Here is a 24942-nt window from a genome sequence, read left to right as displayed (position 1 = left end):
ATTTTCACCCCAATTACAGATCGTCACCCAAGGCTCTCAATCTGCATTGCACCATAGGCCCCAACTTCCTGGAATTGCCCAATCCTCCCTTTGGGGTATGGCTAAAGCCATCCGCTTAGAACATCCCGAACTCTCCTGTCGGGTGTTGGATCTAGACCCTCAAACTTCCCTAGAAGAGCAAGCGACAAGCCTCCTGCAAGAACTTGGCTCATCTGACTCAGAAGACCAAGTGGTGTGGCGAGAACAAGTACGCTATGTCCCTCGGTTAGTGAAAACCTCGAGTGAGTCCACATCTGGGCGGGTAAAACTGCGATCGGATGCCACCTATCTAATTACTGGAGGCTTAGGAGGATTAGGCTTGCTCGTAGCCGACTGGATGATTGAAAGAGGCGCTCAACACCTAGTGTTGGTCACTCGCCGTCCTGCCGATCCCGCAACACAAGCTAAATTAACCCAACTAGAGCAAAAAGGATGCTCTATCCGTGTCGAAATTGCTGATGTTGCCAACTTCGAGGCCATCCAAGCAGTGTTCAATACAATGACCCCATCATCCTATCCCCTTGCTGGCATTATTCATGCGGCGGGAATGCTCTCGGATGGCGTACTCAAAAACCAAACCTGGTCTAGCTTTGAAGCTGTTATGGCTCCTAAAGTCCAAGGGGCTTGGATCTTACATCAACTCACCCAACACCAATCCCTCGACTTTTTTGTCCTATTTTCCTCAGTCGGTTCTTTATTTGGTTCCCCCGGACAAGGTAACCATTCGGCTGCCAATGCCTTTCTGGATGCTTTAGCCCATTATCGACAAGGCATCGGATTACCTGGATTGAGTATCCATTGGGGAGCGGTTTCTCAAGTGGGAGAAGCCGCAGAGCGAGGTGCAGATGTGCGCGTCAAACAGAAAGGTATGGAGGCTCTGAGTCCAGATGAAGTGCTAAAAGCGCTAGAACATTGGATGGGTTCTGCACAAGCGGAGGTGGGAGTTGTTTCCATGGAGTGGGCAGCTTGGGAAGAGCAGGTGAGAACTTGGCCCTTTTTATCCGATTGGCAAAAGACTGACTCTTTAATTTCTGCGCCTTCAAAAGCTAGCATTCTACAACAGTTGGAAATGGCATTGCCTAGTGAGCAACAAGATCTCTTGATCGCCCATATTCGCCATCAAGTTGCCCAAGTTTTAGGGATTGAGAAGGTTGAGTCCATTAGTTTGAAGGAAGGCTTTTTTGATTTGGGAATGGATTCGCTCACCTCTGTGGAATTGAAGAATAAATTACAAACCAGTTTGGGCTGTTCCCTACCTTCTTCTTTGATGTTTGATTATCCAACGGTATCTGAGTTGGTGAATTACTTGGCAGGGCACGTTCTAGACTCAGAGGGCGATCGAGAGGAAGTCCCGACGACGGAGAAATTTGCTCCGCCTTGGGGTGAAAAAGGGAATCGAGGCGATCCAGATTTAGAGGAGGATTCTGATGAAGATGTTGAGCTTTCTTTACTAAATAAATTAGATCAATTGGGGTATTAGAACGATGAGTATCAATTCAGGAAAAAGCGAATCTGCCTTAAAACGAGCGCTTCGAGCTGTGGAAGATATGCAGTCTAAGTTGGAAGCAATGGATTATGCTCGTCGAGAGGCGATCGCGATTATTGGGATGGGTTGCCGCTTTCCTGGAGGGGTCTCTAGTCCGGAAACCTTCTGGCATCTGTTATCAGAAGGAACAGATGCCATTACCGAGATTCCCCAAGACCGGTGGAATATCGACGAGTATTATGACCCTGACCCGGAAGCTCCAGGAAAAATGTACACTCGTTATGGTGGATTTATTGAGGAATTAAAGGGATTCGATCCCGGCTTTTTTGGCATATCGGGTAAGGAAGCAACGTTCCTTGACCCTCAGCAGAGACTGCTCTTAGAAGTGGCGTGGGAATCGTTAGAACAGGCAGCGATTAATCCGGAACACCTAGAAAAAAGTTTAACTGGAGTGTTTGTGGGCATTTCTGGCAATGACTATACCCAAATTGCCGGATCGAATATTGAAGAGATTAATCCCTATCTGGCCAGTGGCAATGCCCATAGTAGTGCATCGGGAAGGCTATCTTATGTTTTAGGATTAACGGGGCCGAATGTGGCCGTGGATACGGCATGTTCTTCTTCTTTGGTCACGGTTCACTTGGCTTGTATGAGCTTGAGAAATCAAGAGTGTAATTTAGCTCTGGCTGGAGGAGTAAACCGATTGATTTCTCCTTTAACTCATATTAATCACTCCAGAGCGCGGATGCTTTCTGCCGATGGTCGATGCAAAGCATTTGACGATAGTGCAGATGGGTTTGTGCGCTCTGAGGGATGCGGAATGATGGTGCTAAAGCGGTTGTCAGATGCCGTGCGCGATCGCGATAATATTTTAGCAGTCATTCGAGGTACAGCCCTCAATCAAGATGGTCGGACCAGTGGGTTAACGGTACCCAATGGTCCCTCTCAGCAAGCCGTTATTCGCAAAGCGTTAGAAAATGGTCGGATCGATCCGTCTGAAGTCAGTTATATCGAAACTCATGGTACGGGAACGTCCCTAGGGGATCCGATTGAAGCAGGGGCATTAGGAGCGGTTTTTGGCTCAAGCCATTCTCCAGAAAATCCCTTACGCATTGGTTCAGTAAAAACGAATTTTGGTCACGCAGAAGCAGCCGCTGGAATTGCGGGATTAATGAAGGTTGTTTTACAACTGCAACACCAAACGATTGTGCCTCATTTACACTGTCATCAACCCAGTTCTCAGATCGATTGGCAGCATTTTCCCCTGCAAGTTCCGATGCAACTCACGCCTTGGAGTGTTGGGGATAAACAGCGTCGTCTGGCTGGAGTGAGTTCCTTTGGCTTTAGTGGCACGAATGCTCATCTCGTGGTAGAAGAAGCGCCAGTTTCCTTGACTGATACTCAGAAAGAAGAAGCTAAATCTGCTTATTCTGTGTTGACCTTATCAGCAAAGACTAAACCTGCCCTTCATAACCTGGTTCAGCGTTATCAAAATCATCTAGAAACTCATCCTGAATTAGAACTATCTGATATTGCCTATACAACCAATATTGGTCGCAGTCATTTGAATTATCGTTTGAGTTTGATCGCGTCTAATCGCTCAGAATTGAGTGAAAAATTGCGTCAATTCCCCAACCCAGAAGGAATGGGAGTGTTGGTCGGAGAAGGTACAAGGGGGGGAACTTCACCTAAAATTGTCTTCCTATTTACCGGTCAAGGTTCCCAATCTCTGCATATGGGTCAATCCTTGTATGAAACTCAGCCAATATTTCGCCAAGCTTGTGAGGAATGCGACCAAATTCTTCGAGATGAGTTGGACGATTCGATTCTGGATGTCATCTCTGGAAAGTTAAGCAAGGGGAAGGAGGATTCATTATTAAATCAAACCGCTTATACTCAACCTGCTTTATTTGTCATTGAATATGCGCTGTGCCAATTATGGCAGTCATGGGGAGTTCAACCTCAAGGGGTGATGGGTCATAGTGTCGGCGAATACGTGGCGGCAACGGTTGCTGGAGTGCTGAGTTTAGCAGAGGGTTTGAAGCTGATTGCTGCACGGGGACGGTTGATGCAACAGTTACCCTCTGGTGGGGGCATGATTTCTGTAATGACATCGGAGTCTAAGGTACGAGAGCTGATTTCCCCTTATGCAGAACAGGTAGCCATTGCGGCAATTAATGGGCCGGAGAGTGTGGTGATTTCGGGTGAGAATGAAGCGTTACAGGCGATCTCCACCACTCTAGAATCAGAAGGAATAAAAACAAAGCCGTTAGTCGTCTCCCATGCCTTCCATTCCCCATTGATGGAGGCAATGTTAAATGAATTTGCCGGCATTGCCCGTCAGATTCAGTACAAAAAACCACAACTGCCTCTCATTTCCAATGTCACAGGAAAACGGGCAGACCTCAGTATAACCACCCCTGAATATTGGGTCAACCACGTGCGGCAACCGGTGCGATTTGCTGACAGTATGCAGACTTTATATCAAGAAGGGTATGAGATTTTCCTCGAAATTGGCCCCAAACCCCTATTGCTAGGTATGGGACGGCAATGTTTGCCCCCAGACTGGGGAATTTGGCTCCCTTCTTTACGTCCTGGAGTAGAAGATGGGCAACAAATGCTCTCCAGTTTAGCTCAGTTGTATATCCGAGGCATAGAGGTGGATTGGTTGGGGGTTCATCAAGACTCTGCACGCCAAAAAGTAGCACTGCCGACTTATCCCTTTGAACGACAAAATTATTGGATTGAGGTCAAAGAAGAAAAGCGCGATCGCTCCAATCTAGCTTCAAGTCCCATTTTGAATCTGATCGATCGAGGGGAGGTGCAAGACTTAATCGAGGAACTCAATTTAGCCGCTATTTTTAGTGCAGAAGAAGCGGAAGTTCTGCCGAAAGTGTTAAGTCTCTTGATTGATAGGCATCAGAACCATCTTCAGTTCAAAGGAAATATTGTTCATGATTATTATAATTCGGCGATCGCCCTCACTCAAGAGACAAGAGATACAGGAGCAGTGCAGCAGCGATCGCTACAGTTTCTGACGTTTGGTATTTTCCCAGAAGTTGTACCCGATTTTTCATGGGTTAAGCTCTGCGTTACTCCAGATCTGGAGCGCGATCCATTGTACCCGATGGCACTCAAAGCTCAAGAGAAACTCAGAGAACTCTGTTTTTCCCAAGTTGATTTTTCTGCCTGTCAAACCGTTTTAGATTTTGGCTGTGGCTATGGTTCAGATATCATTAGTCTGGGACAAAAACATCCTCATCTCCAATTAAATGGCTATACGATTTCGAGCGAACAAGCTAAATTTGCTACCCAACAAGTGAAGGGATATGGTTTAGAGCAGCAAATCAAAGTCTTTAATCGAGATAGCAGTCAAGACGAGTTCCCCAATCAATACGATCTTGTCTTTGGATTTGAAGTCGCCCATCATATTAAAGAAAAATCCAATTTATTCTCCAATATTAGCCGGCATATGTGCGAAAATGGCTGGTTAGTCCTGGCCGATTTTATCGCCCATGGAGAAGTCGATATCGATCATGAAGAAACCTCTTCTTATTTTATTACCAAACACCATTGGGTTGAGCAACTGTCCCAACACCAACTCCAACTTACTGGATTTATTGATGTGAGTCAGGAAATTGCCAATTTTCTCTATGCTCCAGATTTTGAAAAAATTCTGAATGAACTTTATGCAGAAAATCCAGATGATAATGTCAGAGCAGCGTTCCAATCTTATAATCAATTGGGTAAGTTACTAGAGAAAAACTTGGGAAGTTATGTGTTATTAACTGCGAGAAAGTGTGAAGCGCGATCCCTAGAAGAATTACGGTTATTGAACGAAGAGGCGTTTAATCATCCGGTGGTTTATTCAGAAATTGAACCGGAGGAGTGGCTGTATGAATTAAGTTGGGAGCCTAATGAAATCACTCCAAGTGATGGAGAACGAGCGCTTGTAGGAAAATGGTTGATCTTGGCCAATAAACCGGAACTTAGGCAACAATCAGCTCACTTTTTAAGCGATAGCTGTATTTGGGTCTCTCCTGGTCTAACGTATCAGCAATTAGAGGATCGAGATTACCAAATTAATCCCCAAGAACCCGATCATTTTCATCAATTACTCAAGGCAGTTAACAGACCTGAATCTCCTCTACAGGGAGTCATTCATCTTTGGAGTGTGCAAACTTCAATTGATGAGTTAGAAGCCTCTCAAGAACTCAGTTGTCTCAGTACTCTCTATCTGGTTCAAGCCTTAATTTCCCAAACGCAATGGTCTGGAAGATTACTCCTGGTGACTCAAGGCGCTCAAGCTGTAGATCGTGACGCTTGGGTGCAAAACCCCCAACAAGCATCCCTTTGGGGGTTAGGGAAGGCGATCGCCTTAGAACATCCAGAACTTCAGTGTCAATGTATTGATTTAGACCCAAAAATGGATGTATCACAATCCTTACCTTTTCTAGCCGCAGAATTGTGTCATCCAGAGGAGGAAAACCAAATTGCCTTTCGCAACCGTATCCGCTATGTTCCCAGGTTAGTTCACCGACGCAAGCACCCTGAATCTGAAGCTCAAACCTCCGTTACTTTACGCTCGGATGCCACTTATTTAATCACGGGAGGATTGGGAGGATTAGGGTTAAATGTAGCTCAATCCATGGTCAAACAAGGCGCAAAATCTCTCGTTCTTACTGGGCGTAATCTTCCATCTGCTCAAGCCCAAGAAACCATAACTCAACTCAAAGAAAATGGAGCGCAAGTTTCAGTGATGCAGGGAGATATTTCCCGACGGGAAGATGTTTCTCGAATTTTGGCTCAAATCGAGTCTTCTCTTCCTCCATTAAAAGGGATTGTCCATGCAGCAGGAGTCCTCGAAGATGGGGTCGTGCAAAATATGAGTAAGGCACAATTGACGAAAGTCATGGCTCCTAAAGTACAAGGTAGTTGGAATTTACATGAACTTAGTCAAAAGATGACCTTAGATTTCTGGATTTGCTTTTCTTCAATTGCCTCTTTATTCGGATCATTGGGTCAAGGTAACTATGCAGCAGCCAATGCATTTATGGATGGGTTGGCTCACTATCGGCATGGGTTAGGATTACCTGGGTTAAGTATTAATTGGGGAGTGTGGGGTCAATCCGGAATGGCGGCTCGTTTATCCCAGGAACAGCAAGACCGAATTAAGATGAGCGGAATGGGCGTGATGTCACCCGAAAAAAGCTTGCAGGTGCTGTCGGAGTTATGGTCAGAAGCAAGCGGACAAATGGCTGTATTTTCTGTTAATTGGTCTGAGATTTTTGCAACCCTTCCGTCTGGGGTAAACCTGCCAGTCTTACAAAAATTTGAGTCAGGACGTTCAACTCTAGAACCCGAACTTTCTTTATTGGAGTCCTTAAAATCTGCATCAGCACCGGAACAAAAAACGCTCCTCATTGATTATCTACAGCATCAAGTGGCACGAGTTCTAGAAATGCCGGTGACTCAAATGGATATCCATCAATCTCTAACGATGATGGGGGTTGATTCTTTGATGGCAGTTGAATTACGGAATCGATTTAATACTCAATTAAAAGTTGATATCCCCATTACTCGGTTTATCGAAGGGGCAAGTATTGCTACTTTGTCGGTTGAGATCGAGGAGCAAGTTTTTGCGGACGTTGACTTGGGAGATCGCCCCTTCTCCGATCCGATCGCCGATAACTCTGTTAATCGTATACAAGGAACCCTATGAACTTAGTTGCATTTCTTCAAGATCTCTCAATTCAAGGCTGGAAAATTTGGTCAGACAATGGAGGATTGTCCTATGATGCTCCTGGCGATCGCTCCATTGATGCTGTATTAGCTCAACTCAAAGAACACAAAGAGGAAATTCTACGCTTACTCCAGGAAAATCCAGGCATTTTGCAGGTTTATCCCCTGTCCTATAGCCAACAAGCCATGTGGTTTTTATGGCAATTAGCCCCGGAGAGTCATGCCTTTAATTCATCCTTAGCCCTGCGCATCTGTTCAAAGGTCGATGTGGTAGCCTTACATCAGACCTTTCAAACCTTACTTGAACGCTACCCGATATGGCGTACTATTTTTCCTCAACAAGGTCAAGAACCGATTCAACAGGTATTAGAGGATCGGCATATCGATTTTCAGCCAATTGAGAGTTCAAAGCTAACGGAAGAACAGCTTAAAGCTCAAGTCATTGCCGCCCATCAAGAAGCGTTCGATCTGCAACAAGGGCCCATTGTTCGGGTTCGATTATTTACTCGTGATGAAAACGATCGTGTTCTCTTAGTTACCACTCACCACATTGCGAATGATGTTTGGTCGATTGATATTTTGCTGCAAGAATTGCCACAAATCTATCAAAGTATACAAGAAGGAGTCCAGGACACCCTGCCTCAGATTCAATACTCGTATTTGGATTATGTACGTTGGCAACGCAACCTCTTAGCCAGCGATCGCGGCGAAAAACTGTGGAACTACTGGCATCAGAAACTAGCTGGTACAAATTGTATACTGCCTCTGCCTTGCGATCGGCCTCGACCGCTTCAACAAACCTATAATGGCACATATCATCTGTTTACCCTTTCCGAAGACCTAAGCACACAACTCCAGGAACTCGCTCAACAAGAAACTTCTACCCTATACATGGTTTTGCTGGCTGCTTATCAGGTTTTACTTTATCGTTATACCCAACAAGATGACATTTTAGTCGGATCGCCTACATCCGGTAGAACCCAACCGGAATTTGCACCCATATTTGGCTATTTTACCAATCCAGTTGTGATGAAAGCAAATTGCTCTGGAAATTTGTCGTTTCGACAATTTCTAGCGCAAGTTAAACAGACGGTTTTAGAAGCACTAGCCCATCAAGATTTCCCCTTTTCTTTGCTCGTCGAACGATTACAAGACTCCCGCGATCCGAGTCGTCCTCCCATTTTTCAAACGATGTTCGCCTTACATAAGCTTCAGCAATCTCAATCCTTTCAAAACTTTATGTTGAGGGAAGATAAAACCTTGAACAATTGGGGAGGATTGGCCGTTAAGCCCTTTGATATTCCTATGGCTGAAGGGCAATTTGATTTAACCTTAGAAATAACAAAAATAGAATCATCTTTGATCGGCATCCAAAAATATAATACGGATTTATTTTATCCAGAAACTATTGGACGGATGGTGGGTCATTTCCAGGTGTTGTTAGAAGGAATGGTCACTAATCCAGATTGTAAACTGTCTCAGTTCCCTCTACTTACAGAAACTGAAAAACAAGACCTGATCAACCTCAGTCACGATCCCGCTAAAAATGAAGGTTTTGAGTCCTCCCCAATTCATATTTTAGATCCTTTTGGGCAACGGGTTCCCCTAGGAATTGAAGGAGAGCTGTATACTAGCGATCGCTCTTTGAGTTCTGAGCAGTCCAAGTCTTTCGACCATCCAGAATTGGGTCGTTTATACTCAACTGGAGAATGGGGAAAACGCCGGGGGAATGGGAGTTTAGAACGACTGGGAGAGGTGAAACGGATCGTCTCGGTTAAAGGACGAAGAGTAAACCTGCAAGCTGTAGAAGCAGCCCTATGCTCCCTCGCGGACATTCAGCAGTGTTCTGTGTGCGGCGATCGCCAAGGAGAGTTAGTGGCTTATATCGTGCCCTCTAATCCCCTATCCCTATCATCTATTGAGTTGCAGATTAAGTCTGAGCTACCCGTAGAGCTTCAACCCTCTTTCTGTATTCCTGTGGTAGCCTTGCCTTACACTCAGCAGGGTAAGATTGACGCAGATCGTTTAGCGCAGTTAGAGGCGATCGATTCTGAGTTGGTTGAACAGTGGCAAGAACAACTAGAGAAAATTTCGAGTATCGAACAAGCTGCTGTAGTCATAGAACCGAAAAAATTTGCGCCTCCATCTCCCCTCCATTTATGGGATCTTCTACCGGAAGATAACTTATCTATTTCTGAACCAGACGCATCTTCTGCGATCGATCGGCTATCGTCATCTAAAAACAGTCATTCCAGCCTTAATCTCCCTGCAATGAGTGAGGGTGGTGAATTACAGTTTCCAGAACAAGCCCCTCAAAATTTATCTGAAGCCTTGATTCAATCCGCACAAAATCCTTCAGATACAGGACTCATTTACCTGAATGCGGATGGCTCGGAAGAAAGACAATCTTATACTCAGTTACTGCACCAGGCACAATGCATTTTAACCGGCTTGAAAAAACTGGGTTTGAAGCCTCAAGACAAAGTCATTTTTCAGCTCGAAAACGCTCAAGATTTTATTCCAGCATTTTGGGGATGTGTTTTAGGCGGATTTATTCCCGCTCCCTTATCATTCTCAGCCAACTCTGATTGGAGTAAATTACATAATACTTGGGAATTATTAGAATCTCCTTTAGTCCTAACCACACGAAATCATGCAACAAACTTAAAAACCTGGGCGCAAGATCTAAATTTATCTGGTTTTGAAGTAGCTACCTTAGATCGCCTAAAAACTGCCCCACCGGATTCTGACTATTATCCAAGTCAACTCGATCAGTTAGCCTTACTCATTCTAACATCAGGCAGCACCGGAAAACCCAAGGGCGTTATGCTCACCCATGGAAATATCCTGAGCCGCAGTGAAGGATCAAAACGTTGCCATGACTATAGTTCAACAGATGTTTCTCTCAATTGGTTTCCTTTAGATCATGTGGTCGGTTTAGTGATGTTCCATATCCGAGATGTGTATCTGGGTTGTCAGCAAATTCAAGCCAATATTAATGTGGTTCTCAATCATCCTGTAACCTGGATAGATTGGTTAGAGAAATATCAGGTTACCGTAACTTGGGGGCCAAACTTTGCTTATGGTTTGATTAATGCACAATCTGAAGCAATTGAGCAAGGTCATTGGGATTTATCTTCTGTGCGCCATATGATTAATGGGGGGGAAGCGATCGTTGATAAGACAGCACGACAGTTTATGCAATTACTGACTCCGCACCAATTGATAAAAACAGCAATGAAACCGGCTTGGGGCATGTCAGAAACGAGTTCAGGGGTCGTATTTTCCAAGGATTATACTTGGGACGGAGAACGGGAAGATACGCCTTTTATCGATCTCGGACTTCCGATTTCTGGAGTTTCTCTAAGAATTGTCAATGAGCAGAACAACCTCCTTGAAGAAGGAGAAATTGGTCAGATTCAAATTCAAGGGGTGACCGTCACTCAAGGGTATTATAACAATCCAGAGAAACAAGAAGAAGCGTTTACTCAAGACGGTTGGTTTAAAACGGGAGATTTAGGTTTTCTTCAAGAGGGTCGGTTAACGATTACGGGAAGACAGAAAGATGTCATTATTATTAATGGGATTAACTATTATAGTCATGAAATTGAAGCGGTCGTTGAAGAGTTGGAAGAGGTGGAAGTTTCCTATACCGCCGCTTGTGGAGTTCGTCAATGGCAAGATGATAGCGATCGGTTAGCTGTGTTTTTTAGTCCCAAGCACCTGAGCGATTTAGAGCAAAGACAACTGTTGAAACAAATTCGGACTCAAGCGATCCAATCGATGGGAATTAATCCAGATTTTTTGATTCCGGTTCATTCAGAAACGATTCCGAAGACGGCTATTGGTAAAATTCAGCGATCGCAGTTAAAACAGCGTTTTGAAGCGGGAGAGTTTAAGCCGATCTTAAAACAGGTCGATTTGCTGCTTGAAAATCAGAACACGCTACCCAATTGGTTTTATCGGCAAACTTGGCAACCCAAAGCAGTAGAAGGGGTTTATCTTCAGCCCCACAAGGGTTTAACACTCATCTTTTTTGAGGGTGAAGGATTAGCTCGTGGGTTAGCAGAGCAATTGACGAAACATCATCAACCCTATATCCAAGTCATTGCCGGTTCTGAGTTTACTCAAATCGATGAACGGTGCTATTCTATTGCTCCCGATCGCCCAGAGCATTATCAGCAACTGCTAGAGTCTATATCCGTTCAGGATTGTCCGATTGCTCAAATCATTCACCTAGGGCAATATCGCACTCAAACCCAAGAGATTAGCAGCACGGAGGAATTAGAAGCAGCACAAGAGCAAGGATTATATAGCCTCTTGTTTCTCTCTCAAGCTCTGGAAAAAAATGGAAATCTAGACCAGCCCCTACCGTTGTTTTGGGTCACAAGTTTTACGCAAAGAGTGGAGGTAAGCGATCGCATTGCTCCGGAAAAAGCAACCGTTTTAGGGTTGCTGAAAACTCTGCCTCAAGAAATCCCTGGATTCACTTGTCGCCATATCGATCTATCGGTAACCGACACTCAAGAGGAGCAGAAAACCGATTTGTGGCAAGAACTCTGTACGGTTTGTCCAGATGTGGAAATTGCGTATCGCCATGGCAAACGATATACTTCCGGCTTGCAAGTTTTCCCTTGGAACGGGGAATCTAAACCTCAACTCCCCTTTAAACCCGGAGGCACTTATCTCCTCAGTGGTGGATTAGGTGGCATCGGGGTAACAGTTGCTCAGTATCTTTTACGGACTTATCACGCTCGACTCTTATTGGTGGGGCGCACCCCTTTACCATTACTCACCCCTGAAAAACAGGACACTTATCAACAGTTAAAAACGTTGCCAGGAGAAGTCATTTATCAGGCGGTTGATATTGCTAATGGGCAACAGGTGCAACAAGCGGTTAATTCGGCGATCGCTCTATGGGGAAATCCACTCGATGGCGTAATTCATCTGGCAGGAACCCTACAGGAAAAACCAGTCTTGTCCGAAACTCAAGCGAGCGTGGCTGAGGTATTGCGTCCCAAAGTTTTAGGAACGTGGGTGTTACATCAACTGGTTAAAGATCGTCCAAATAGTATATTTATTCACTTTGCTTCGGTGAATGGATTTTTAGGGGGATCGACGGTAGGAGCTTATGCTGCCGCGAATAGTTTTCAAGGGGCATTTAGCGAATATCAAAATGCCCAAACTCCCGTGCAAAGTTATGGCTTGGCATGGAGTATGTGGGATGAAATCGGCATGAGTCAAGGCTACCAGATGAAAGAACTGAGTCAGGCAAAAGGATATTGTGCGATCGCCCCTTCTCAAGGATTGACTTCTCTCCTAGCGACTCTGTCTCAACCTCCCGGCTATTGGTTAATTGGACTCGACTCCACCAAACCCTATATCCAGTATTTGCTCTCTAACTGTCAGAATTTACAACAGTTAACCGCCTATTTTACATCCGGGAAAAAATGGGCCGTCAATCCATGGCAAGATCTACAAGTGCGCGATCGCCTCAAAACGCTCACCCACTGTCAAGGCGTACAACTCGAAGAAATGCCCTTAACAGAAACCGGTGATATCGATCTTCGGCAACTGCTGGGGAGCAACTTGAATTCCAAAGACCCCCAAAATCAACAGCCGCGTACCCCCACAGAACATCAACTGGTGGAAATTTTTGAGGCTGTTCTGAAGGTTTCTCCCGTAGGAATTTATGATAACTTCTTTGAATTAGGCGGCCATTCCCTACTGGCAACTCAGTTAGTCTCCCGTATCTGCCAAACCTTTGAAATTGATATTCCTTTAACCCTAGTCTTTCAAAGCTCCACTCTTCTGGAACTCGCTGAACGAATTGACGGCATTCGCACATTACTCGTCGATGCCCAAGTCAATCCCACTGAAGATTTACAACCCGGTGAAGAAGAAATCGAATTATAACCCCATTGAGATGATTTACTCCTGTTCAATTACCGAAAACAACCATGAAAACTCTGAACTCCCCCCCCTTATCTAACACCCTAGAAGAAGCCCGCAAACACTTTGAAGAATTTGGCTTTGCCTTAATTGCTAACGCCCTTTCCCCGGATGAAGTCAAAGAAGCCAAAGAACGTCTGATTGAACAAGCCGAAGCTGAACGGCAAGCCGGTGTTGCCATGATGGATAGTGGTGCAACATTTGATCCCAATGGGCCCAATCAACGAGTCTGGAGCTTAATTACCAAAGGCGAAATCTTTCGCAAAATAGCGGTGAAAGAAGCCCCTTTAAATCTGATTCGGGATAGATTTGCTGCCACCAATGATGGTCCCATGCCAGAACCCTTTGCGGGTGAAGCTCTGTTATCTTCCTTGAGTGCTAATATTGCCTGTAAAGGAGGCTCCGCCATGCCCTTACATTTCGATCAGGGCTATTTACCGGTCACGCCCTATCCCATGGTGATTAACATGATGTGGATGCTCTCGGACTTCACCGAGGAGAATGGAGCAACCCTAATGGTTCCGGGTTCCCATAAGCTCCAACCTCAGCAAGCGATCAAAGGACAAGCCATTCCTGTACCCGAAGAAGCTCCCGAACCCATCCCTGCTGTTGCTCCTGCGGGGACAGCGATGGTATTTGATGGCCGACTGTGGCATGGCACGGGAGCAAACAAAACCGATGACCCCCGCTATGGGATTTTGGCTTATTATTGTCGTCCTTTTATGCGTCAGCAAGAACATTTCTGGCTGACGCTGGACTGGGAAGAAGTCAAGGATTATGCTCCCGAACTCAAGGAACTTTTAGGCTTAAAAATGTGGGGACCTCTTGGTATGGCAGGGAATGGGAAAGATGGCACGATTCAAGAGGTTGGCGCTCCCGTTATCCGAGAGATGCATTTGTAATCTTCTGGAGTGAATAAGGGTGGGATAAATGAGTCATATTTAGGTCATATTTTTTAGGTCATATTTAGGGAGTGTCTGCGATGAAACCTGTCGATCGATTTCTGTCAGAACTGCGCGAACTGGATGTTAAAGTCTGGGTTGAAGGCGAGAAACTGCGTTGCCGCGCTCCAGAAGGGGTGTTAACCTCAGCCATGCGAGGTACGTTGTCAGAGCGCAAAGCAGAGATTATTCGGTTTCTGAGTCAAAGCTTCACTCCGGTTCAGACTCTACCCGCCATTGCTCCTAGCCCTCGTGATGGCACTCCCCTCCCCCTTTCTTGGGCCCAGGAAAGACTCTGGATTCTTGACCAACTGGAAGGGGAGAGTTCTATCTACAATGTGCCTGGAGCCTTCCGAATTACGGGAGATCTTCAGGTTTCTATCCTAGAATTAGCTTTGGCGGAAATCATTCGTCGCCATGAAGTTCTACGGACTCGCTTTGAATCTGTTAATGGTACTCCAGTACAGGTTATTGACTCCCTAGTTGAGTTCCAACTTCCGATCGAAGATTGGCAAGATCTCCCCCCAACCCAACAACAGGAGGAGTTGAATCAGGAAATTGGCCGTGAAGCTCAAGCTCCGTTTGATTTGGCAACTGGGCCTTTATTGCGCGTGAGTTTAGTTCGACTTTCAAGAACAGAGTCGGTTTTGCTGGCTAACTTGCACCATATTATCTGTGATGGTTGGTCAGTGGGGGTCTTGTTCCAAGAGTTATCGACACTCTATCAAGCGTATCTTCAGGGAGAACCGTCTCCTTTGCCTGAACTGCCGATTCAATATGCTGACTATAGCCAATGGCAGCGTACTTGGCTCAGTGGGGAATTTCTGGAGACTCAATTGGGATATTGGCAACGAAAACTGGCTGATGCTCCTGGTTTATTACAGTTGCCGACGGATAGACCTCGACCAGCGGTGCAAAGTTATCGGGGCGAACACCAAGTGTTTACTTTGCCTCCCCATCTGACGGTACCCTTGCAACAGCTCAGTCAAAAGGCAGGCACAACCTTATTTATGACGCTATTGGCAGCGTTTTCGACTCTGCTGTATCGATATAGTAGCCAAGATGATATTTTAGTGGGTTCGCCGATCGCCAATCGCGATCGCCAGGAAGTTGAACCCCTAATGGGTTGTTTTGTCAATACCTTAGTGTTGCGAACCCAGTTTCCAGAAGGGATAACCTTTGAGCAATTGCTCGCTCAAGTCCGAGAAGTCACTTTAGAAGCCTATACTCACCAAAATGTCCCGTTTGAACAGGTGGTGGATGCGCTGCAACCGGAACGTAATTTGAGCCATTCTCCTCTATTTCAAGTGATGTTTGTATTGCAGAATGCTGGAGCCTTATCCTGTGAGTTGCCTGGAGTGAGTTTTGAGAGGTTAAGCTCCCAGATCGCCACCTCTCGATTTGACCTCACCCTCTCGATGGAGGAAACCGATAAGGGGATTTTAGGCTATTGGGAGTATGCCACCGATTTGTTTGATGCTGCGACTATTGCACGCATGGCGGGTCATTTGCAGGTACTATTAGAGGCGATCGCCGCTAATCCCCAACAGAAGATCGGCGAACTTCCCCTACTCACAGAACCAGAACGCCATCAGTTATTGGTGGAGTGGAACAATACCGCCACCGATTATCCTAGGGATAAATGTATTCATCAGTTATTTGAAGAACAAGCTGAACGGACTCCTGATGCGATCGCTATTGTCTTTGCAGAAGAACAGTTAACCTACCAAGAATTAAATCAGAAAGCGAATCAATTAGCTCGCTATCTGCAACGTTTAGGAGTACAACCCGAAGCACTGGTGGGAATTTGTATTGAACGTTCCCTAGAGCTGATTGTAGGCATCTTAGCCATCCTCAAAGCGGGAGGAGCATATGTACCTCTAGACCCCAATTATCCAGCAGAGCGTTTGAGTTATATGATAGCGGATGCCAATGTTCCGGTCTTAGTCACCACTCAGGATGGCTTAGAGAAGTTACCCGAACCTCAAGCACAAGTGGTGTGTTTAGATAGGGATTGGGAGGCGATCGCTACACAAACAACAAAAAATTTGATCAATCAGTCAAGACCAGAGAACTTAGCTTATGTAATTTACACATCGGGGTCAACTGGTAGACCTAAAGGGGTACTAATTACTCATTCTGGAGTTCTTAATTTAATTTTTTGGCATCAAATTAATTTTCAAATAACTTCATTAGATAAATCAACTCAGCTTGCTGGAATTGCTTTTGATGCTTCAGTTTGGGAGTTGTGGCCTTACTTGACAGCCGGATCGACAGTTTACTTAGCAGAAACAAATATGATTTTTGACTTGGAAAAATTCCAAAATTGGCTTCTATTAAACCACATAACAATTATTTTTGTTCCCACACAACTGGCGGAGAAGTTATTAACTTTAGATTGGAGAAACAATATATGTTTACGAATTATACTTACAGGTGGCGATCGACTATCCAAATACCCTGAATCTGATATTCCATTTAAACTAATTAACAACTACGGCCCAACTGAAAACACTGTAGTGACAACTTCTTTATTGGTTATATCTGAGATGCAAACTCTCGTGTTGCCACCAATTGGTAAACCAATATCTAACACAAAAATATATATACTTGATTGCCACCTCCAAAATGTTCCTATTGGAGTACCAGGAGAATTATATGTTGGGGGAGATGGTTTAGCGAGAGGTTACCTCAATCGACCTGAATTAACAGCAGAGAAATTTATCAACAACCCTTTTGATTCTGGAAACCAGACCAGTAAACTGTATAAAACTGGCGATTTAGTTCGCTATCTACCCGATGGCAACATTGAATTCCTCGGAAGAATAGACACTCAAGTCAAAATTCGCGGATTCCGCATCGAACTGGGAGAAATTGAAGCCATTTTATCCACTCATCCCCACGTCGAGCATGGCATCGTCATCCCACGAGAAGACACACCCAATAACAAACGCTTAGTTGCCTATGTCGTGAGCGAAGATCCCGATCTTACTCCTCTAGAACTACGGCAATTTTTGCAAGATAAGCTACCAGAGTATATGATCCCGTCTAGATTTTTCATACTCGAACAACTCCCCATTACCCCCAATGGAAAAGTAGATAGAAAAGCCTTACCCGCTCCAGATATTGAATTAACCAGAACAGAAGAATTCATTGCTCCCCAAAACAAAATAGAACAGACCTTAGCTGAAATTTGGCAAGACGTTTTAGGATTACAGCGAGTAAGCGTGAAGGATAACTTTTTTGAAATTGGAGGAGATTCAATTATCAGCATTCAAATTGTTTCTCGCGCTCAACAAGCAGGCCTTGGCTTGACTGCCAAGCAACTGTTTCAGCATCAAACTATTGCACAACTCGCAACCGTTGCCAGTACACTACAACCATCCTCTGCTCAACAAAACAGTGTGACGGGTGAAGTTCCGCTTACTCCCATCCAGCATTGGTTTTTTGAGCAAAATCTTGCTGAACCTCACCACTTTAACCAATCTTTTCTCCTCAAAGTCCCTGCTGATATTAAACCCCAGTTTCTATCTGCAGCAATAAGCAAACTCTTAAACCACCATGATGCTCTACGCCTGCGCTTTTTTCAGCATGAAACAAGCTGGCAACAAATCAATGAGAATGTCAAAGAAACTATTCCATTTGAGAGAGTTGATTTATCCTCAGTACCTCCCTCTGAACAAACCCGTGTTTTAGAAGACAATATTGCTCGCCAACAGACGACCTTAAATCTGGCGGAAGGCCCTCTGATTAAAAGTATCCTCTATCAACTTGGAGAACAGACAGAAGGACGTTTACTGATTCTTGCCCATCACCTAGTTATCGATGGAGTTTCTTGGCGTATTGTATTAGAAGATTTATCAGCCGTTTACCAACAACTAGAGAAGGGTGAACCCCTACAACTTCCTCCAAAAACTATAGCATTTCAAGATTGGTCAATTCATCTTTTAGAGTACAGTCAATCTCCCCTTCTTCAATCAGAACTGAATTATTGGTTGCATCAATCTCAAGACTCTTCACTACCCATCGATTATCCAGAAAACACAACTCACAATATAGTTGGGAATACAGATAATATTTCCGTACAGCTAACTCCAGAAGAAACTCAAGTTCTCTTACAACAAGTCTCCTCCGCTTATAATACCCAAATCAATGATATCTTACTCACTGCCTTAGTACAAACGTTCAGAAATTGGAGCGGACAATCAACTCTATTTCTAGACTTAGAAGGACATGGACGCGAAGAATTGTTTGCTGACATCGATTTATCTCGAACCGTGGGTTGGTTCACCAGTATTTTTCCAATTATGCTCCAACAACCTACGGAAGATAATCTCGGGGAAAATATTAAATCAATTAAAGAACAACTCCGAGCCATCCCCCATCGTGGAATTGGCTACGGTATTTTACGTTATCTCAGCTCAGATCTAGAAATTAAGTCTGGACTTTCAGCTCTCCGACAACCTGAAATCAGCTTTAACTATTTAGGTCAATTTAATCCGAATGAATCTCAAAATAATTCTTGGCAAGTCGCTTCAGAAGCCATGGGTTTAGTTCAAAGCCCTCATGGCAAGCGTCCCCATAGATTAGATATTACAGGAATCGTCTTAAAGGATAAGTTGCAAATGGATTGGACGTACTGTAATCATCTTTATCAACGATCGACCATCGAAACTTTAGCAGAAAATTATATCAATACCCTAAAAGCACTCATTCATCACTGCCAATCTCCAGAAACTGGTGGATATACTCCTTCAGATTTTCCTGCTGTTCAGTTCACACAGATCCAGTTAGATACGATTATCTCAGATATTCAACAAGAAAATCATCACCCAGCCAAGATAACTGCAATTTATCCCCTTTCTCCCTCACAACAAGGAATGTTGTTTGAGTCTTTATCCGCTTCAGAATATGGGGTTCATATTGAACAGATTGTTCTGAATTTAGAAGGGGATTTAGATGTACAAGCGTGGCAGAAAGCTTGGAAAAGTTTGATAGATAGACATGAAATCTTAAGGACTGGTTTTCTATGGAAAGATTATGATAAGCTGGCTCAGTTTGTTTTACAAGGTGTTCCTTATGAACTACAAATCGAGGATTGGAGAGCGGAAAAAAATGCTCAAGAAAAGTTAGCTCAATATATTCGGATAAAGCAAGAGCAAGGCTTTAACTTGACCCAAGTCCCCCTTCTAGATTTATCTCTATTTCGATTGGAGGATAAAGCCTATTATTTTGTATTCACAGTACACCATATTTTGGTAGATGGATGGTCTTTAGGAGTCATATTCCAAGACCTGTTGACACTCTATCAAGGATTGACTCGGGATTCTCATTATTCCTTATCCTCTACCTATCCCTATCGAAACTATATCACGTGGTTATACAATCAAGATTTGACTGAAGCTCAGGAATTTTGGCAAGAAAAGTTACGAGGATTCACCCAACCTACTCCGTTAGGAAAAGAAGTTGCGTCGGATGACTTTGCACTTCCAGAACAACCCTATGGTCGTCGAACCATTAGTTTATCTGAGTCCTCTACAGAAGCTCTGAATCTTCTCGTTAAGAAAAATCGAGTTACTTTCAATATTCTAATTCAAGGAATTTGGGGATTATTGTTAAGTCGCTATAGTCATCAATTAGATGTCGTTTTTGGGGCTTCCGTTTCGGGTCGTCCTCCAGAAATTTCTGGAATTGAGTCTATGGTTGGCTTATTGATTAATACGGTTCCAATTCGGTGTGCTGTTATTCCCGATCTTCCGCTTTGGTCTTGGTTACAAGAACATCAACAACAACAATTTCAACAAAAATCTTATGAATATTGTTCTCAAGGCCAAATTCATTCCTGGAGTGAGATCTCCATGTCATCACGATTGTATGACAGTATCCTGGTCTTTGAAAATTATCCAGTTGATGCCTCAATCCAAGATTTTTCAGGGTTTAAGATTAGTCTTAATCAAAATCATTCTCTAGGAGCGCAAACTCAATCTAGTTTAACTATTCTTGCGATTCCTGGCTCCAATTTCAAAATTAGTGTTGTTTATAGTCAGTCTAAATTCGAGGGGTCGGAAATTGAAAAAATACTCGATCATTTTCTCATGATTTTCGATTTGATTATTAAAAACCACGAAATAACTTTAATAGAGATTGCTAATGCCATTTCAGACGATCGAGTTCCACAGGTTAAGCACGATCGCTTATCCAAGGAAATTACGAGTCAGGATAGTCAAGAAGCCTCCCTTTTCCCGCGAAACTCTGCCGAGCGAAAGCTGGCGAAAATTTGGTCAGATATTCTTCAAATTGAACCCATAGGAATTAGAGATGGTTTTTTCAATCTGGGTGGACATTCCCTTTTGGCGCTAAAATTGATGGCTAAAATTGAGCAGGAGTTCGATCGGCATCTTTCCTTATCCACTCTATTTCAAGCTCAGACTATTGAAAAATTGGCAATATGCTTGCAAGAATCAACAGATTTTAATTCTTGGTCAGCTTTAGTCCCGATTCAAACTCAAGGAAATCAACCTCCTTTCTTTTGTGTTCCAGGAGCAGGTGGAAATGTGATTTATTTGTCTGATATAGCCTGTTATTTAGGAGAAGAGCGACCTTTCTATGGGTTTCAAGCGAGAGGTTTGGATGGAACATCAGAACCCTACACTACAGTTGAAGCCATTGCGAGGGATTATATTGGATATATTAAAGCTGTACAATCTGACGGCCCTTACTATTTAGGGGGTCATTCTTTCGGTGCTTTAGTGGCTTTTGAGATGAGTCAGCAATTAGAAGCGCAGGGAGATAGAGTGGCTCGATTGGTGATTTTGGATAGTCCAGTTCCAGATGCACTAGAAAATAAACCGAATATCGATCGCGATTGGTCTCTTTCCCGGAAACTGATTTTAGTGGTGGCATTAATTGAACAGTTTTTTGGTAAAGAGATAGGCGTATCTCCGGAAGTTTTGCAATCCCTCGAAGTGGAAGAACAATGGCAATATATCTATGAACAGCTACAAACAGTGGGCTTTTTCCCCGAGGGAGCAGGGGTTCAACAGATTCGGGGGTTTGTAAACGTCTTAATGAGTGATTATGATGCCACTTATTCTTATCATCCTCAAACTGATTATCGAATTCCGATTACGTTATTGAGGGCAAGAGATACGGTTTCTGAAGAGATGGCAGAAAAAGGCTTTGGCCATACTCTCAAAGCAGAGATTGCTAGCGATCGCCTCTGGGGTTGGGGTCGTTTCTCATCCGAGTCAGTAGTATTTTACACTACTCCAGGGACACATCTAACTATGTTAAAACCCCCTCATGTCCAGGTCTTAGCAGAAACCTTGCGAAATTGTTTTTAAGAACCAACGCGGGTTAACTGCTTTCTGCTGCTTTCTGCTTTCGGGGTAAGGGGAGCGCTGAGGGCTTCATCGAGACTTGCTCGACCGAGCCGTTCTTCTAAAACTTGCATGACTTCTCGACCAAAGTCATTATTATTGCGCTGCCATGCGATTAAACAGACTTGGCCAAAAAACGAACCTAATGGTTCTGGATTCCAGAGTAATTTGCGAGCTGTCCAGGGCATCATACTCATGGGATCGTAGTCGGGTTTGAGAATGCCTTGGTCAAAGGCATATTGTTCGAGGTGGGTATGGGGTTGTAAACCGATAAAGAAAATGGCGGGTTCGACTTTATCAACGCCAAAGATTTCTTCTAAGGCCCGATGATAGGCGATGGTTTGGCGAATGGTGTCATAGGTTTCGTCAATTACGTTGAAGGAATAATTGACGGATACGAGGTCGTTAAAACCGGCTGCTTTTAAGTCCCGACAGTTTTCTAAAACTACGCGCAGATTATAGCCCATTCGCATTTTACGGACTAATTCTTGGGAGCCACTGGTAATGCCGATTTCAAAGTAATTCATTCCTGTTTTGACCATCAGATCGCACAGTTCAGGGGTGAGATTATCCGCCCGGATATAGGAGGCCCAGTGAATATCGGTTAAACCTGCTTCCAGGATTTTGTGTAGCAATTCAATCGCATCGGGAATGAATTTCCGTGCCGGAATAAATTGGGCATCGGTAAACCAGAAGTTCCGTACCCCCCGGTCATAGAGTTGACGCATTTCTTCGACGACTTCATCGGCGGGGTTAATGCGGACTTTTTTACCTTCGACGACAGTATAAACGCAGTAGCAACAATTATGAGGGCAGCCGCGCTTGGTTTGTACACCTAAGTAAAAGTCGGGGTCTTGTAGGTAGTAGTTAAAGGCGGGCCAGATTTCTTCGATATAGCTATAGTTGCAGGCCGTTTTTTCGAGGGGAGTGGGGGGTTCGTGGATGAGGCGATCGCGGGGGACCGTTTGACCAACAACATAACAGCGCTCGCCACTGATATCTTGATCCTTTAAGAGTTTTTCTAAGAGGCTTTCTCCTTCACCCACGGAAATAACGGTTCCTGGGGGAAGGGAACGACCGAGTTGTTTGTAAAAGACGCTCACCGCGCCGCCTCCCACTACTAAGCGGGTGTTGGGGTTATATTTTTGGGCACGCTTTAAGCCTTGCTTAATCAGGCTCAGATTCCGCCAAAGTTCCCCATAGTAGGCAGTGGCTAATCGCAAACCGCCCAGAGCGCCTCGCAGTTTAATGAAGGGATTAGGGCTGTAGTAAAATTCAAAGGCGTTTTGTAGGGGATTGCCGCTTCTTCCGCCTACGGGGGCATAGATTTGAATGTCTCGCCAGGAGAAGATCAGTAAGTTGGGGCGAAACCGATCGATCGCCTCGTCTAGGGCTTGTTTATAATCGAGGGGGGGAATGGTTCCCAGGTCGAAGATCTGTTGTTCCACGGAGGGGAAGCACTTGTGGATGTGATCGGCAAGATAGACCACACCGATGGGAAAGATGGGGTTACAGGGAAGGCGGACGTAAAGAAGGCGATCGCTAGTAACGGAGGTAGCGTGCATAGGGCGTTTCCTGTTCTAAACCTGGATTTATGAGAGTTTTTCACATAACTTTACGATAACATTGGTTTTGGGATCTGTTGGAGGAAATTTTGGCCCCAGGGAGTTGGGACTTAGATTAGATTTACTAATCATCAAGATTAGAGATGATCATAGATAAGTGGAGAGAAAATCCTTATAAAAGTCTCTAGGACTGCAATTGACTGCCCAGAAAAGAGGTTAAAAAAGGATTAATGGTAGTCGCCTTTACAACCCGTTGGGATCAGAAGTGTTAGAGTGACAAATGTAGGCTAACATCCGTTATTTTTGATCTTTTCATAAGAATATGGCACAAATTCTTGATCCCCTTCCACCAGAGCAGTCCTATCGCATTCTTTGCTGCTATGTAAATGCGACCAGTAAAGTGCAAGTTGCTCGTATCTGTAATATTCAAAATTGGTATTTTGAACGGGTGGTGTTTCCTGGACAGCGTTTAGTCTTTGAATCGGTTCCGGAAGCCCTATTGGAAATTCACTGTGGCATGATGGCCAGTGCGATTTTATCGGATAAAATTCCTTGCGATCGCTTAAAACTGCAAGAATTAGGTATAGAAGGAGAAGGGCAAATGCTCAAGGAATCTAAATCTTTACCCAAGGTGATTAATACCTTAACCAACTTTAAAGCGCCAACGTTAACGGCGATTGATTAAGAAAACCTTTAATCTCTGGTTAGGAGAAAGATGGGGAAGTAAAAGATGACGGGCTAAACTTCTTTATCTGAATCTAGATTGAAATTTTAGCTTTAGACGGTTACGTTTAATAAATCTGGTTTTAATTTGTGGATCTTCCTTCATTTTTATGGCTCTGGAAAATAGCGGCCTGGTCAATGGGCTTGGCCCTATTTTCCTATGTCTTGTTAGCGATGACAGGAACTGGAGTTTGGTGGAGTCGGCAAAACCGCCAACCCTTACCTGGGTGGTGGAGATCGCTCCATTATATTCTCGGTTCTATTTTAGTCTTTCTGGTTCTTTTGCTGCTGGTGATCGGTATCGTCGGAACCCTGGGACATTATGGCAGCTTAGGGCATTCCTCTCACCTATTTGCGGGACTATTGGTGGTTGCTTTAGTCCTGATTTCTGCCACCAGTGCGACTCAGATCAGTCCCCAAAGACCTTGGGCTAGACCTCTACATCTGCTCGCCAACACCCTCCTATTTATGGGCTTCAGTTGGGTTTCCCTTACTGGATGGAGTGTGGTACAAAAATATCTACCTTAGACGGATCAACCGGATTATGCGCGATCGCCCCCAGCAAGACTCATCACTGTTTAAAATTTCCCCCCTTATCCGTATCCCCCTATTAACCCTCTATAGTGCCCTCACCGTCCCTTTACCGATTTTAGCGAGGGTAACCCCGTCTGGAGTTTCTCCACTGCTCCTGTGGGTCGCTGTTGCCCTAGGAGCAGTGATTCTCTGGGGAGCGCTCAGTGAACGAGTTACCCTGGATGAGGAACAGATTCAAGTCAACTATCCCTCCTGGGTCTTTTGGGCAAAACACCGTCATTGGTCTTTACCTTGGTCAGAAATCCAAGCCTTAAAACCCAGAACAACAGGACAAGGAGGATTGGTTTATTATTTTTTGGCTAAATCTGGAGATGCCTACTTACTTCCCATGCGGATTGCCGGATTTTCCCAACTGGTGCTAAAAGTTCAAGAGAAAACCCAAATTGATACCAGCAAGGTGAAACCTCTAGCCCAACCTTGGATGTATGCCCTGTTATTTGGCTTTAGTCTGATGCTCCTAGGTGTAGATGCTTGGACTATTTCCACTGCCCTAAACCAAGTTTTGTAAAACTCGGTTTTCC

The 24942-nt window shown here is 44.4% G+C and carries 9 protein-coding genes; 8 read left to right on the top strand and 1 reads right to left on the bottom strand.

The genetic code is table 11. The features are described 5' to 3' along the window. The 5 genes from AC3A14_RS08045 to AC3A14_RS08025 all read left to right on the top strand — a co-directional run. The coding region (locus tag AC3A14_RS08045; RefSeq protein ID WP_487778959.1) for a beta-ketoacyl reductase at nt 1–1519 on the top strand (1519 nt) is incomplete at its 5' end. 4 nt (nt 1520–1523) lie between these two features. Continuing rightward, nucleotides 1524–7247, top strand: coding sequence for a type I polyketide synthase (locus AC3A14_RS08040; RefSeq protein ID WP_318731798.1), 5724 nt, complete (start codon nt 1524–1526; stop codon nt 7245–7247). Continuing rightward, a complete protein-coding gene (locus tag AC3A14_RS08035; protein WP_318731797.1) occupies nt 7244–13183 on the top strand; it encodes an SDR family NAD(P)-dependent oxidoreductase in 5940 nt (1979 codons plus the stop codon). Before AC3A14_RS08040 ends, AC3A14_RS08035 begins: the two co-directional genes overlap by 4 nt. A gap of 44 nt (nt 13184–13227) precedes the next feature. Continuing rightward, nucleotides 13228–14121, top strand: coding sequence for a phytanoyl-CoA dioxygenase family protein (locus AC3A14_RS08030; RefSeq protein WP_318731796.1), 894 nt, complete (start codon nt 13228–13230; stop codon nt 14119–14121). Between the two features lie 80 nt (nt 14122–14201). After that, on the top strand, nt 14202–21503 hold the full coding sequence (locus AC3A14_RS08025; protein ID WP_318731795.1) for a non-ribosomal peptide synthetase: 7302 nt from the start codon (nt 14202–14204) through the stop codon (nt 21501–21503). Here the strand turns inward: AC3A14_RS08025 and AC3A14_RS08020 are convergent. Further along, nucleotides 21500–23104: a photosystem II high light acclimation radical SAM protein gene (locus AC3A14_RS08020; protein ID WP_487778958.1), complete on the bottom strand. Its 1605-nt coding sequence runs from the start codon at nt 23102–23104 to the stop codon at nt 21500–21502. The two genes, AC3A14_RS08025 and AC3A14_RS08020, sit on opposite strands and share 4 nt — an antisense overlap. Nucleotides 23105–23426: 322 nt before the next feature. Between AC3A14_RS08020 and AC3A14_RS08015 the strand changes: the two genes are divergently transcribed. The 3 genes from AC3A14_RS08015 (at nt 23427) to AC3A14_RS08005 (ending at nt 24929) form a co-directional block, all read left to right on the top strand. Next, nucleotides 23427–23789 (top strand): DUF1830 domain-containing protein, encoded by a 363-nt coding sequence (locus tag AC3A14_RS08015; protein WP_318700736.1) that lies wholly within the window; start codon nt 23427–23429, stop codon nt 23787–23789. Between the two features lie 128 nt (nt 23790–23917). Next, complete coding sequence (locus tag AC3A14_RS08010; RefSeq protein ID WP_318731793.1) at nt 23918–24355, top strand: DUF4079 domain-containing protein; 438 nt, start codon at nt 23918–23920, stop codon at nt 24353–24355. 16 nt (nt 24356–24371) lie between these two features. Continuing rightward, the gene (locus AC3A14_RS08005; protein WP_318729041.1) at nt 24372–24929 is read left to right on the top strand and encodes a hypothetical protein; all 558 of its coding nucleotides are present in this window, start codon (nt 24372–24374) and stop codon (nt 24927–24929) included. Nucleotides 24930–24942: the final 13 nt, after the last annotated feature.

The sequence above is a fragment of the Roseofilum sp. genome (assembly GCF_982964205.1).
Note: the sequence above shows the minus strand (reverse complement) of the source record. Positions and strands in the feature narration are given on the sequence as shown.

Bases quoted from the DNA above. Each gene is read 5' to 3' on its own strand.
- AC3A14_RS08035 (WP_318731797.1), top strand. From the start codon at position 7,244: ATGAACTTAGTTGCATTTCTTCAAGATCTCTCAATTCAAGGCTGGAAA.
- AC3A14_RS08020 (WP_487778958.1), bottom strand. From the start codon at position 23,104: ATGCACGCTACCTCCGTTACTAGCGATCGCCTTCTTTACGTCCGCCTT.
- AC3A14_RS08005 (WP_318729041.1), top strand. From the start codon at position 24,372: ATGCGCGATCGCCCCCAGCAAGACTCATCACTGTTTAAAATTTCCCCC.
- AC3A14_RS08030 (WP_318731796.1), top strand. From the start codon at position 13,228: ATGAAAACTCTGAACTCCCCCCCCTTATCTAACACCCTAGAAGAAGCC.
- AC3A14_RS08015 (WP_318700736.1), top strand. From the start codon at position 23,427: ATGGCACAAATTCTTGATCCCCTTCCACCAGAGCAGTCCTATCGCATT.
- AC3A14_RS08040 (WP_318731798.1), top strand. From the start codon at position 1,524: ATGAGTATCAATTCAGGAAAAAGCGAATCTGCCTTAAAACGAGCGCTT.
- AC3A14_RS08025 (WP_318731795.1), top strand. From the start codon at position 14,202: ATGAAACCTGTCGATCGATTTCTGTCAGAACTGCGCGAACTGGATGTT.